At 63.9% G+C, this 12284-nt stretch carries 11 protein-coding genes; 6 read left to right on the top strand and 5 right to left on the bottom strand.

The window, feature by feature from the left end; translation table 11 throughout:
• Positions 1–126 precede the first annotated feature (126 nt).
• Positions 127–588, bottom strand: coding sequence for a GNAT family N-acetyltransferase (locus X727_RS147960; protein WP_023684366.1), 462 nt, complete (start codon positions 586–588; stop codon positions 127–129).
• A gap of 176 nt (positions 589–764) precedes the next feature.
• Between X727_RS147960 and X727_RS147965 the strand changes: the two genes are divergently transcribed.
• The 3 genes from X727_RS147965 to glyS all read left to right on the top strand — a co-directional run bounded on the left by X727_RS147965 (position 765) and on the right by glyS (position 5366).
• The gene (locus tag X727_RS147965; protein ID WP_023684365.1) at positions 765–1709 is read left to right on the top strand and encodes a glycine--tRNA ligase subunit alpha; all 945 of its coding nucleotides are present in this window, start codon (positions 765–767) and stop codon (positions 1707–1709) included.
• 397 nt (positions 1710–2106) lie between these two features.
• Positions 2107–2508 carry a DUF559 domain-containing protein gene (locus X727_RS147970; protein WP_023692101.1) on the top strand — a complete coding sequence of 134 codons (402 nt, stop codon included), beginning with the start codon at positions 2107–2109 and terminating at the stop codon, positions 2506–2508.
• Positions 2509–2897: 389 nt separating this feature from the next.
• A complete protein-coding gene (glyS, locus tag X727_RS1000000165635; protein ID WP_023834485.1) occupies positions 2898–5366 on the top strand; it encodes a glycine--tRNA ligase subunit beta in 2469 nt (822 codons plus the stop codon).
• Positions 5367–5442: 76 nt separating this feature from the next.
• Here glyS and X727_RS147975 read toward each other — a convergent pair whose 3' ends face one another.
• Positions 5443–5826, bottom strand: coding sequence for a hypothetical protein (locus tag X727_RS147975; protein ID WP_081732299.1), 384 nt, complete (start codon positions 5824–5826; stop codon positions 5443–5445).
• 165 nt (positions 5827–5991) lie between these two features.
• A complete protein-coding gene (locus tag X727_RS147980; RefSeq protein ID WP_023834484.1) occupies positions 5992–6450 on the bottom strand; it encodes a hypothetical protein in 459 nt (152 codons plus the stop codon).
• Between the two features lie 372 nt (positions 6451–6822).
• Between X727_RS147980 and X727_RS147985 the strand changes: the two genes are divergently transcribed.
• The 3 genes from X727_RS147985 to X727_RS147995 all read left to right on the top strand — a co-directional run bounded on the left by X727_RS147985 (position 6823) and on the right by X727_RS147995 (position 9987).
• The gene (locus X727_RS147985) at positions 6823–7788 is read left to right on the top strand and encodes an L-threonylcarbamoyladenylate synthase (RefSeq protein ID WP_023834483.1); all 966 of its coding nucleotides are present in this window, start codon (positions 6823–6825) and stop codon (positions 7786–7788) included.
• An 18-nt stretch (positions 7789–7806) separates the two neighbouring features.
• On the top strand, positions 7807–9237 hold the full coding sequence (locus tag X727_RS147990) for an FAD-binding oxidoreductase (RefSeq protein WP_023834482.1): 1431 nt from the start codon (positions 7807–7809) through the stop codon (positions 9235–9237).
• 183 nt (positions 9238–9420) lie between these two features.
• The gene (locus X727_RS147995) at positions 9421–9987 is read left to right on the top strand and encodes a DUF6101 family protein (protein ID WP_023668457.1); all 567 of its coding nucleotides are present in this window, start codon (positions 9421–9423) and stop codon (positions 9985–9987) included.
• A 268-nt stretch (positions 9988–10255) separates the two neighbouring features.
• On the opposite strand, the gene ubiA is transcribed toward X727_RS147995, so the two are convergent.
• On the bottom strand, positions 10256–11239 hold the full coding sequence (ubiA, locus tag X727_RS148000; protein ID WP_023706640.1) for a 4-hydroxybenzoate octaprenyltransferase: 984 nt from the start codon (positions 11237–11239) through the stop codon (positions 10256–10258).
• 51 nt (positions 11240–11290) lie between these two features.
• The gene (locus X727_RS148005) at positions 11291–12202 is read right to left on the bottom strand and encodes a LysR family transcriptional regulator (protein WP_023834481.1); all 912 of its coding nucleotides are present in this window, start codon (positions 12200–12202) and stop codon (positions 11291–11293) included.
• Positions 12203–12284 lie beyond the last annotated feature (82 nt).

Genomic DNA, 12284 nt, shown 5'->3' with positions numbered 1-12284 from the left:
GTGTGCGCGGTTTTCCGTTCGGAATTGCGACAGAACAAAGAGATAGAGACGCCCTATCGCGATCGTCATTCTATGGCGGAGCAAGGAGCGAAGCGACGCGGCGCAGACCCAGCGTTGGCGCTCATTCTAGAACAGCTTTCGGTAGACGACGAAGCCCGAGAGATCGCCGATCTTGTCGTAGAGCTTCATCGCCGTGTGGTTGGTTTCGTGTGTCAGCCAGTAGACGCGGCTGGAGCCTGCGGTTTGCGCCCTGGTATAGACGTCTTCGATCAGTGCCCGGCCGACGCCCTTGCCGCGCGACGCCTCATTGGTGAAGAGGTCCTGCAGATAGCAGTTCGGCGAAATCGCCGTCGTGGTGCGGTGATAGAGATAGTGGACAAGACCGAGAAGCTTGCCTTCGCTCTCCGCGACCAGCGCATGCATAGGCTCATAGGCATCGAAGAAGCGCGACCATGTCATTGCAGTGATGTCACCGGGCAGGGCGGTCTCCCCCGAGCGGCCGTAAAACGCATTGTAGCCGTCCCACAGCGGCAGCCATTGCTCGTAATCCTCTCGGGTGACGGGGCGTACGGTGAGCTGGCCTTGCATGGCTGAACCTCTGTCGTTGAAGCTGGGCGAGCAAACGGCCACCGGCACCGTCCGGCAATGGGCCAGTCCGAAGCAAAGCGTTCAACCTCTCATCAAGGCGGCGATAGGCGCTGCCTTGACGCTAGCCGGCCCGGCAACTAGGGAATGGCATCATTTCAGCGCTTTCCGAGGCCGCCGTGACGTCAGACAGTCCAGCCCATATACATCCCAGCCGCTCGTTCCAGGGGCTGATCCTGACCCTGCACAATTACTGGGCCGCCTATGGCTGCGTCATCCTGCAGCCTTACGACATGGAAGTCGGCGCCGGCACCTTCCATCCGGCCACCACGCTGCGCGCGCTCGGGCCCAAGGGCTGGAACGCCGCCTATGTCCAGCCCTCGCGCCGGCCCAAGGACGGCCGCTACGGCGAAAACCCCAACCGGCTGCAGCATTATTACCAGTACCAGGTGATCCTGAAGCCCAACCCGCCGAACCTGCAGGAGCTCTATCTCGGCTCGCTCAAGGCGATCGGCGTCGATCCGTTGCTGCACGACATTCGCTTCGTCGAGGACGACTGGGCAAGCCCGACGCTTGGCGCCTGGGGGCTCGGCTGGGAGTGCTGGTGCGACGGCATGGAAGTGTCGCAGTTCACCTATTTCCAGCAGGTCTGCGGCATCGAATGCGCGCCGGTGGCGGGAGAACTGACCTACGGCCTGGAGCGGCTGGCCATGTATGTGCAGGGCGTCGACAATGTCTACGACCTCAACTTCAATGGCCGAGAAGGCGCCGAAAAAGTCACCTATGGCGATGTCTTCCTGCAGGCCGAGCAGGAATATTCCAGGCACAATTTCGAATATGCCAACACCGCCATGCTGCTCAGGCATTTCGAGGACGCCGAAGCCGAATGCAAGGCGCTGCTCGCGGCCGGCGCCCCGGCTTCGAACGACAATCTGCCGATGCACCGCATGGTCTTCCCGGCCTATGACCAGTGCATCAAGGCCAGCCACGTCTTCAACCTGCTCGACGCGCGCGGCGTGATTTCGGTGACCGAGCGGCAGAGCTACATCCTGCGGGTGCGCAATCTGGCGAAAGCCTGCGGCGAGGCATTTTTGCAGACCCAGGCCGGCGGGCTCGCCGCCTGAGGCTCACTTCATCATTTCGAGGGAAATGTTGATTGGGGCCAACATCGGGCCAGTCGACCCCGCCATGGTCCGCATAGCCTGCCGTACGCCCGGCATCGAGAAGGCGCCATGCACCTGCGCGGCGAAACAGGCGCTGAGCGCGATGATCTGGAGAAGTCTCGATGCCGTTTTCATGGTCGTTCAGCCAATAGGTCCCTGCCTGAGCGTTGGTCGCTTCAGCGCTGCGTTTGGTTCATGGAAATCTTTGATCAAAGGACGGGCGGGCTGGTTGCGGCCCGACAGGGGGGGTCAAAATTCCTGGAAACAGCGGTCAGCCGAGTTGCCATGCCCTCTTACCTCCCCCTAGATGGGGGAGGTCGCCGCGAAGCGGCGGGGGGGGGGGACAGCGCGACGTTCCATGCCAAAACTCGATCGATTCAAGCTGCAGTCTGCGCAAAGGCTTCGCGCGGCGATGACCGACGAGGAACGCATCCTGTGGCGGCATCTGTGGCGCATTCCAGTAGAAGGCACTCATTTTCGCAGGCAGGCGTCGGTAGGCGTTTACTTCCCTGATTTCATCTCCCACCGGCTGAAGCTGATCATTGAGGTGGACGGTGCCCATCACAGCTTCGATGACCAGCTGCGCCATGACGAGCGTCGAACGAAATGGTTCGAGAGCCAAGGCTACCGCGTCATTCGCTTCTGGAACCATGAAATCAAAAACGAACTGGATTCCGTGCTCGATACGATCTATGCGGCGGTGGAAGAACGAAAATCACACCTGCGTTTGCGCGATGGTGCCGAAGGTATCGGCGGCTGAGAGGTCGCCACCCCACCCCGGCGCTACGCGCCGACCCTCCCCATCAAGGGGAGAGTGGGAGCTTAACCATGCCAGACCTGCTCTTAGAACTTCGCTCCGAGGAAATCCCCGCCCAGCCGCGCGTCCGCAGCGCCGGAGGCGCGAGGACGCGCAATCAGGAAGAAGGCATGCGGGTGGAGAAACTCTGATGCCTGATCTTTTGCTAGAACTTCGCTCCGAGGAAATCCCCGCCCGGCCGCGCAACCGCAGCGCCGGAGGCGCGAGGACGCGCAATCAGGGAGAAGGCATGCGGGTGGAGAAACTCTGATGCCNGCCCGGCCGCGCAACCGCAGCGCCGGAGGCGCGAGGACGCGCAATCAGGGAGAAGGCATGCGGGTGGAGAAACTCTGATGCCGGATTTGTTGCTGGAACTTCGCTCCGAGGAAATCCCCGCCCGTATGCAGCGCAAGGCGGCGGGCGATCTCAGGAAGATGCTGACCGACGGTCTGGTCGAGGCGGGTCTGACCTATGACGCCGCGCGCGAATACTGGACGCCGCGGCGCCTGGCGCTCGATGTCAGGGGCCTGACCGCGCGCTCGAAGGATATCCGCGAGGAGATCAAGGGGCCGTCGACGACGGCGCCGGAACAGGCGGTGCAGGGCTTTCTGCGCAAGGCAGGTCTTGCCTCGGCTGCCGAGGCGCATGTCCATTCCGATCCGAAGAAGGGCGACTTCTACGTCGCCCATATTTCGAAGCCGGGCAGGGCGGCGGAAGAAATCATCGCCGAACTGGTGCCGGCCATCATTCGCGGCTTCCCCTGGCCGACATCGATGCGATGGGGGCCGGCTTCGGCGAAGCCCGGTTCGCTGCGCTGGGTGCGGCCGCTGCAGACGATTCTGTGCACCTTCGGGCCGGAGACCGAGGAGCCGGTGGTGGTCGATTTCGAGATCGATGGCATCCGCTCGGGCAATATCACCTACGGCCATCGTTTCATGGCGCCGGGTGAAATCACCGTGCGTCGCTTCGACGATTACGTGACCAAGCTGGAAGCAGCCAAGGTCGTGCTCGACGGCGACCGGCGCAAGGAGATCATCCTTGCCGACGCCCGCAACCTCGCCTTCGCCAACGGGCTCGATCTGGTCGAGGACGAAGGGCTGCTGGAGGAAGTGTCGGGCCTGGTCGAATGGCCGGTGGTGCTGATGGGCGAATTCGAGCAGGCCTTTCTTGCCATTCCGCCCGAGGTGGTGCGGCTGACCATTCGCGCCAATCAGAAATGCTTTGTCACCCGTCCGCAAGGCGACGGCGAAAACCTTTCCAACCGCTTCATCCTCACTGCCAACATCGAGGCGAAGGATGGCGGCAAGGAGATCGCGCACGGCAACGGCAAGGTGGTGCGCGCGCGCCTGTCGGATGCGCTGTACTTCTGGCGGACCGACCAGGGCGATCTGCCCGATCTGGGAGAGCTCGAGGCATCGGCAAAAAAGTTCGGGCTCGATCTGAAAAAGCCGCTCGACCAACGCATGGCCCGCCTCGACCATCTCGGGGTGACTTTCCACGCCAAGCTCGGCACGCAAGGCGAGCGGGTGGAGCGGATCAAGCGGCTGGCGGAAGAGCTGGCGCCAACAGTGGCGCAGTCGATCTCCCCCCTTGAGGGGGAGATCGCCGGCAGGCCAGAGGGGGTCGCTTCGGCTGCCGCGACGCCGTCCGGTCTCTCGAAGAAAGAGGGAGTTGGCGCTCCACGCGAGACGACCCCCTCTGTCGCCTTCGGCGACATCTCCCCCTCAAGGGGGGAGATTACCGCGCTCGCGGCCCGCGCCGCGGTGCTGGCCAAGGCCGATCTTACGACCGAAGCAGTGGGCGAGTTTCCGGAACTGCAAGGCGCCATGGGGCGCAAATACGCGCTGCTGCAGGGCGAGCATCCGTCCGTGGCTGCGGCGATCGAGGAGCACTACAAACCGCAAGGTCCGTCGGATAGCGTGCCGACCAATCCGGTGTCGATTGCCGTCGCGCTGGCCGACAAAATCGATACGCTGGTCGGCTTCTGGGCCATTGATGAAAAGCCGACGGGCTCGAAGGATCCTTACGCGCTGAGAAGGGCAGCACTGGGTGTGGTGAGGATCCTGATCGAGAATGGGATCTCACTGCCGCTGACATCGCTCTTCGATAGTGCCTATCAAACGGCGAGTTATCTCGCGTCTAAGGCTGGACGGGCCTTTGGCTCCGACCTCCTCGCCTTCTTCCACGACCGCCTGAAAGTCTATCTCCGCGACCAGGGCGCTCGGCATGATCTCATTGACGCCGTGCTGGCAGGTGGTGGAAGCGCGCCAATCTCCCCCATTGTGGGGGCGGCGAAGCCGACAAAGGGGGGCGCTGTCCCGCCGACCTCTCATTCTGGCGCGCCCCCCTCTGCCCTGCCGGGCATCTCCCTCACAAGGGGGGAGATCGGCCAATCGCACTCGGATGACCTCCTGCAGATCGTGCGCCGCGTCGAGGCGCTAGGGTCCTTCCTCGACACCGAGGACGGCAAGAACCTGCTCGCCGGCGCCAAGCGCGCGGCCAACATTCTGGCTGCCGAGGAGAAGAAGAAAACGCGCGTCGCCGCGACTGTTGAGCCGGCGCTGTTTCGCGAGGAGGCCGAGAAATCGCTGTTTGCGGCGGTGAATCAGGCGGAGAGAGAAGCCGGCGAAGCGATTCAAAACGAAGACTTTTCCGCCGCCATGCTGGCGCTTAGCGTGTTGCGTGAACCGGTTGATTCATTCTTTGAACGCGTTCTCGTGAATGATGAGGACCAGGCCGTGCGCGCCAACCGCCTGGCGCTGCTGGCTCGCATCCGCACGGCCACCGATCAGGTCGCGGATTTTTCCAGAATAGCTGGCTAAGGGACGGACAAGCCCGAACACGGGCGGCGTTCACACGCCGCCCGTTTTGTTTTCAGTCCTCCCGAGGCTGACTCCGTCAGTCCTCCAAAATGCTGACATGCACGCTGTCTGAATAGACGTCGACCTGGATCAGCGGCTCGCCATTGACGATGGCGTTCCGTGTCGAGGAGCTCATCGCGCCACCGCGCTTCAGCATGCGTTCCAGATACGCGCGATCATCGTTGCTGCGGAACCAGTCATCGCCCTGGTCGTCGGCATCGCGCCGGTGGAACTTGTGCCAGTTGGCACGGTCCTGCCGCACCATCTGTGCTGCGCTGCTCAGCTCATAGCCGTCGCTGGCATGGTGGTCGCGATCGGAAATGCGCGCGACGTAGGACCCTAGCTCGTCACCGGCCTGCGCGCCGCCGACACCTATAGGTGACGCCAGCAACAGGCCGGCAATAGTCAAAGATTTCGTCATGTTCATGATAACCCCTCGCTCTCCTAGAACCCGGCGCGCTCATGCCAAACCCGATTGGCGAAATTGGGGCCGCCGCCGCCAAGCCGATCCTGCGCCGGGGCGTCGATCGGCGTCAAGCGGCATGGATCGGCCGACTGTCTTGGCCGACTGTTTTGGCTGAATGGCCTACTCGGCTTTGCCGACGCCCTCGATCGGCTGCTGCGGTGTTGCTGCCGGCTGCGGCGCTGCCGGTTGCGACTCGGGCTTGCCGTTCGATGCCGTTGCAGTTCCGGCTGGTGCGGTCTCTGCCGTCGGCTCAGTCGCCGGCGCCGCGGCGCTCGCCCTGGCCGGAGCCGGCGCGGCGAAGGCGCCGCCGACGATGCCGCCGCGAATGATCATCGGGTCCTGGCCGTGCCTAGGCTTTTCGGGGATCGCCGCGACCTTTTCATAAGTCACATCGGGCTGGGCATCGCCGAGTGCGACGATCGATGGCGACGAGGCGATCCTGACCGGTTCGGATCCGCCAACCTTGATGACCGATGGCGTCGAGGTCGAGACGCCGAGAGAGACGATCGACGAGGCGTGCGCCCCACCGGTCATCGCCGCCAGGGTGAAACCAAGCGCTCCAAGCACACGCATCGACATCGAAACCGTCCCCTTGCCCGACAAGCCGCCAGCCCTAACCGCAAATAGCCTTAACCCCAGTGGATTGATGCCGGCTTGCAGGGAAACGTAGCATTTTAGGCATTGATAATTCGCCAACGCCGGCTTGCCCGAAAACCACTGCCGTATTAGAGCAATTCCAGGAAAAGTGAGTAGCGGTTTTCCGTCCGGAATTGCGCAAAAACAAATACTTAGAGCGTTTCAGCGAACCGCTGAACCGCTCTAATGCATGTCGCTCAAAAGTGGCCCCGGTTTTGAGAGAACGACATGCATCAAAACAAAGACCTAAAGCGCGTCGCATGAATCCGGTTCAGCGCGACGCGCTTTAGGTCCGGTGCCTGTGAGGTGAAGCGAGTGGCTGAGATACTATCCGTCGGCGAAGCGATGGAGCAGGCGTTGGCGCTGCTTGAGGGCGGCGACGTCGTCGCCATCCCGACGGAGACCGTCTATGGACTGGCCAGCGACGCGACCAATGGCGTCGGCGTCGCCCGCATTTTCGAAGCCAAGGGCCGGCCGCGCTTCAACCCGCTGATTGCCCATGTCGCCGATCTGGCGATGGCCGAGCGCATTGCGGCCTTCGATCCGCTGTCGAAACGGCTGGCCGAGGCGTTCTGGCCGGGGCCGCTGACGCTGGTGCTGCCGCTCCAACCCGGCAACGGCATCCATCCGCTGGTCACCGCCGGGCTGGACACGATCGCGCTGCGCATGCCCAGGGGGTTCGGCGGCGAGCTGATCGCCAGACTCGGCCGGCCGTTGGCCGCGCCCAGCGCGAACTCTTCGGGCAAGATCAGCGCCACGACGGCGCAAGCCGTCGCGGCCGATCTCGGCGCCAAAATCCAGCTGGTGGTCGATGGCGGCGCCACCCCGGTCGGGCTGGAATCGACCATCGTCAAGGTCGAAGGCAACAGCGTGCGGCTGCTGAGGCCAGGCGGCATCGCTGCCGCCGATATCGAGGCCGTCACCGGCATTAAGCTGCAGCGCGGCGCGACAGCCGGCATCGAGGCGCCCGGCATGCTGGCGTCGCATTATGCGCCGCGCGCATCGGTGCGGCTCGATGCACAGAGTGTGGCTGAAGGCGAGGCCTTGCTGGCCTTTGGTGGCGACCGCGCCGAAGGCTGGCAAGCGGCGGCCGCCTTGCGCAACCTGTCCGCGTCAGGCGATTTGCGCGAAGCCGCAAGCAATCTGTTCGCATATTTGCAGGAACTCGACCGCAGCGGTGCGGCGACGATCACCGTCGAGCCGATCCCGTTCGATGGGCTCGGCGAGGCGATCAACGATCGGCTGTTTCGTGCCGCTGCCCCCCGTGACAAGCTCGATTGAGCGCCATAGTTTGCGCCCATGAACGACGCACCCTTCGACCTCGATCCCGCTCTCATCGCCCGCTTCGCGGCAATCGTCGGCGACAAATATGCGCTGCGCGACCAGGCCGATATTGCGCCGTATCTGACCGAGCGGCGCGGCCTATGGCACGGCAGGACCGCCTTGGTGCTGCGTCCCGGCAGCGTCGACGAGATCAGCCGGATCATGCGCCTGGCGAGCGAGACGGGAACGCCGGTCGTGCCGCAAAGCGGCAACACCGGGCTGGTCGGCGCCCAGGTGCCGGATGCCTCCGGCCGCGAGATCGTGCTTTCTTTGTCGCGGCTGAACCGCATTCGCGAGATCGACGTCTTCTCGAACACGGTGACCGTCGAAGCCGGCGTCATCCTGCAGACGCTGCAGGAAGCCGCCGACGCCGCCGACCGGCTGTTTCCGCTGTCGCTTGCCGCGCAGGGCTCCTGCCAGATCGGCGGCAACCTCTCGTCCAATGCCGGCGGCACCGGCGTGCTCGCCTATGGCAATGCGCGCGAACTCTGCCTCGGCGTCGAAGTGGTGCTGCCGACCGGCGAAATCTTCGACGATCTGCGCAAACTGAAGAAGGACAACACCGGTTACGATCTGAAGAACCTGTTCGTCGGCGCCGAAGGCACGCTCGGCATCATCACCGCGGCGGTGCTGAAACTGTTTCCCAAGCCCAAGGGGCGCGAAGTGGCCTTTGCCGGCCTGTCGTCGCCGGAAGCAGCGCTTTCGCTGTTCAGCCTGGCGATGGACCGGGCAGGGGCGGCACTCACCGCCTTCGAGCTGATCGGCCAGCGTCCTTATGATTTCACGCTGCGCCATGCGCAGGGCGTCACGCGGCCGCTGGCGCAGGATTGGCCATGGTATGTGTTGATGCAGGTGTCGTCGGGCCGTTCGGCCGAGGACGCCAGGGGGCTGATCGAAGAAGTGCTGTCGGCAGGCCTCCAGCAAGGCATCGTCGGCGACGCGGTGATCGCGGCCAGCCTGGCGCAGGGCGACGCGTTCTGGAACTTCCGCGAGGTGCTGCCGGATTCGCAAAAGCCCGAAGGCGCTTCGATCAAGCATGATATTTCGGTACCGGTGGCATCCATCCCGGCGTTTATCGAAAAGGCGGCCGGTGCAGTGGCTTCGGTCAGTCCGCAGGCGCGCGTGGTCTGCTTCGGCCATATGGGCGACGGCAATCTCCACTACAACATCTCCCGGCCGGAGGGCGGTGACGACGAAGCGTTTCTCGGCCTCTACCACGCCATGAACCATGCCGTGCACGATGTCGTGCGCTCCTTCCACGGCTCGATCTCGGCCGAGCACGGCATCGGCCAGTTGAAGCGCGACGAGCTGATCGCCACCGCGCCGCCAATGGCGATCGAGCTGATGCGCCGGGTGAAGGCCGTCTTCGATCCGGCCGGCATCATGAATCCCGGTAAGGTTATCTGATCCTTTCAACATTTTGTGGCTGGTCTCATTCCGATAACCATTGCCTGAGATCAGCAAAATTTAACTGACTTTCTTAAGCCGGGCGGCAGAAGCTCGCGCTAATGTTTCACACAACGAGGCCGGGAAAACCGGCCCGGAGAGACCCGCAAAACGGCTCTCAGGAGAAACACAGGAAGGCAGCAGATGAACAGTGTATTGAAGCCCGTCTGGGCCGGGCGCAACATGCGCCTCGACCCATTCCGCCTGCCGCAAGTGGTGAGCTATGCCACGCGCGACGACTATGGCGACGTTACCTTCACCATCGACCAGCGCGGCGCCGTCATCCGCCGCACGCTCGAGATGAGCGGCGTGCCGGCGATCATCGCGCTGCCCGCCAACGCGTTTCGCGGCGTCGCCGCCCGCGCGATGGAGGATGCGCAAGGCAATGTCACGGTAACCCTCGAACTCCTGCACAACGACCCGATGCTGTCGGTGCCGCTGCTGGTGGCCGACGATCTCGACGACGTCGCCGCCGACTGGCGCGCCTGGGCCGATGCTTACCGGCTGCAGATGCTGCTGATCGAATCCGACGGCATTGCCCGCACGCTTGAGGAATCGCTCGGCGCCGCCATCAAGGCGCTGCCGGCCAAGGATCGCCGCAAGGGCCGGGTCTCGACCACGCGCCGCCCGCGCTTCCTCGCCCGCCGCAGGGCCGGCAATCTCGGGCTGAGACTGGTGATCGACGGCCAGGAGATTATTTCGCGGGAGTAGCTTGACCGGCGATTGGCGAAACCGCCGACGACAGCCTTCTTCTCCCCGTCACTATACGGGGGTTGAGGAGCGGTCCGCGTAGCGGACGAAAAGCCAATTGCTTGGCTTTTCGAGTGACCAACGCCCTGCAGGGCGATGAGGGGCGGCGCTGACCGAGGCATTTCTCGCAATATCGCCGCTGTGCATCTCACCTCAACTGCAAAGATTGGCGCTGCCCCTCATCCGGCTGCCGCCACCTTCTCCCCGTGTAGTGACGGGGAGAAGGAGATTAAACCAGCGGCTTTAGCGCCACCCACAGCGCACCGCCGATCAGGCCGATGAAGATCAACCAGCCGACCTGGTTGTTGGATTTGAACAGCCGCAGGCATTGATCGGGATCGTCGATATCCAGAACCGCTATCTGCCGCGCCATATGGGCGCCGGCGGCGATCAGCCCGGCCAGCGCCACCACCGGCACCTGCGCCGAGGCGAACGCGATGGCGAAGCAGACCAGCGTGCCGCCATAAAGCCCGACCAGCCAGGTCTTGGTGTTGTCGCCGAACAGCCGCGCCGTCGAGCGCACGCCGACGATTGCGTCGTCTTCCTTGTCCTGATGTGCATAGATGGTGTCGTAGCCGATCACCCACAGGATCGAGCCGATATAGAGCATGATGGCCGGGCCATCGAGATCGCCGAACTCGACCGCCCAGCCCATCAGCGCACCCCAGGAGAAGGCGAGCCCGAGCACCAATTGCGGCCAGTTGGTGAAGCGCTTCATGAAGGGATAGACGGCAACGATGACCAGCGAGACGATGCCGAGCGGAATGGCGAAGTCGTTGAACTGCAGCAGCACGACGAGGCCCAGCAAGGCCTGGATGACCAGGAACGCCCAGGCTTGGCGGCGCGTCACCTTGCCGGCCGGCAATGGCCGCGAGCGCGTGCGCTCGACCTTGTTGTCGATGTCCTGGTCGACAATGTCGTTATAGGTGCAGCCGGCGCCACGCATGGCGACGGCGCCGACAAAGAACAGGAACAGGAACCACGGCGACGGCAGCAATGTGAGCAACGGGTCTGCCGGGCGGGGATAGGCGCTGGCCGCAAGCGCTGCCGACCACCAGCAGGGCCACAGCAGCAATTGCCAGCCGATCGGCCGGTCCCAGCGGGCAAGCTGCGCATAGGGCCACAGCCAGCGCGGCAGTATCTTGTAGACCCAATGGCCGCTCGGCGCGTCGGCGACGCGGCCCTGAGCGGCTTTCGACTGGATGGTTTCCATGGTGCTGGAGTGGCAGCCGCGGCGAGCGCCGTCAAGCGGCCGCATTGTCGCTCACGCGGTGAAAACATCGTGGCTGGCAAACCATTCCTTCGCCACCTCGATGAAGGCCAGCGCCGCCTTCGACAGCCTTTGCCTTGTGTCATGGGTGAGGATGATGCGCTGCATCGGCAGCGGATCGGACAGCGGCTTGCAAACCAGCGGCAGGCCGTCATAGCTCCTGTCGCCATGCGGTCTTGTGTAACTCACCGCGACGCCGAAACCGTTGGCGACCATGCTGCGTTGCAATTCGAACGAACTCGTCGTCGATTGCGAGACCGGCGACAGGCCGCGGCTGAGGAACAGGTCCAGCATATGCTGCCAGCTGTCCGGCTGGTCGGTGGTGACAAGCGGATGGGCCGCCAACTCCGCCAGGCTGACGCTGGCCTGGCTGGCCAGCGCGTGGCCTTGCGGCAGAAGCGCGTGCGGCCGCAGCTCATGCAGCAGGATGCGGGCGAAGTGTGAGGGCAGGCCGAGATCGTAGGTCAGGCCGAGATCGATGGCGGAATCGCCGAGCCGCCGGCCCAGCGTCTCGAAGGTCTCGTCGCGCACGACAACAGTGACCGCCGGGCAGCGTTGCGAAAAAGCGCGGATCAGTGCCGGCGCGAAATAAGGCGCCAGATCCTCGAAGCAGCCGAGCACCAGCTCGCCGCCGACATCGGCGTCGCGCGTCCCGAGCCCGACCAGTTCGTCCGCCTCGGCCAGCACCTGCTTTGCCTTCGCCACCGCGCCGCGGCCGAACGAGGTCAGCGCGATGCCGCTGCCGCGCTGGCGCACGAACAGTTTCTGGCCGAGCGTCGCCTCGACATTGTCGATCGCCACTGAAATCGACGGCTGTGAGACGTTCAGCATCCGGGCGGCCGCCGTCACGCTGCCTTGGCGGGCGACAGCAACGAGATAGCGCAGCTGGGTGAGGGTCAGGTTCATAGGCCAAAACTATAAGAGAGATGAGAAGTTATTATTTTACGCGATGTGCGGCGGCTGCGATAGTCGGTCATCGAACAGGGGA

It is taken from the genome of Mesorhizobium sp. L103C105A0, assembly GCF_000502215.1.
Lineage (GTDB): Bacteria > Pseudomonadota > Alphaproteobacteria > Rhizobiales > Rhizobiaceae > Mesorhizobium.
The sequence above is the reverse complement of the archived record's forward strand: the minus strand, read 5'-3'. Positions and strand labels throughout refer to the sequence as shown.

Bases quoted from the DNA above. Each gene is read 5' to 3' on its own strand.
- X727_RS147970 (WP_023692101.1), top strand. From the start codon at position 2,107: ATGCCAAAACTCGATCGATTCAAGCTGCAGTCTGCGCAAAGGCTTCGC.
- glyS (WP_023834485.1), top strand. From the start codon at position 2,898: ATGCCGGATTTGTTGCTGGAACTTCGCTCCGAGGAAATCCCCGCCCGT.
- X727_RS147995 (WP_023668457.1), top strand. From the start codon at position 9,421: ATGAACAGTGTATTGAAGCCCGTCTGGGCCGGGCGCAACATGCGCCTC.
- X727_RS147980 (WP_023834484.1), bottom strand. From the start codon at position 6,450: ATGTCGATGCGTGTGCTTGGAGCGCTTGGTTTCACCCTGGCGGCGATG.
- X727_RS147975 (WP_081732299.1), bottom strand. From the start codon at position 5,826: ATGACGAAATCTTTGACTATTGCCGGCCTGTTGCTGGCGTCACCTATA.
- X727_RS147990 (WP_023834482.1), top strand. From the start codon at position 7,807: ATGAACGACGCACCCTTCGACCTCGATCCCGCTCTCATCGCCCGCTTC.
- X727_RS147960 (WP_023684366.1), bottom strand. From the start codon at position 588: ATGCAAGGCCAGCTCACCGTACGCCCCGTCACCCGAGAGGATTACGAG.
- X727_RS148005 (WP_023834481.1), bottom strand. From the start codon at position 12,202: ATGAACCTGACCCTCACCCAGCTGCGCTATCTCGTTGCTGTCGCCCGC.
- ubiA (WP_023706640.1), bottom strand. From the start codon at position 11,239: ATGGAAACCATCCAGTCGAAAGCCGCTCAGGGCCGCGTCGCCGACGCG.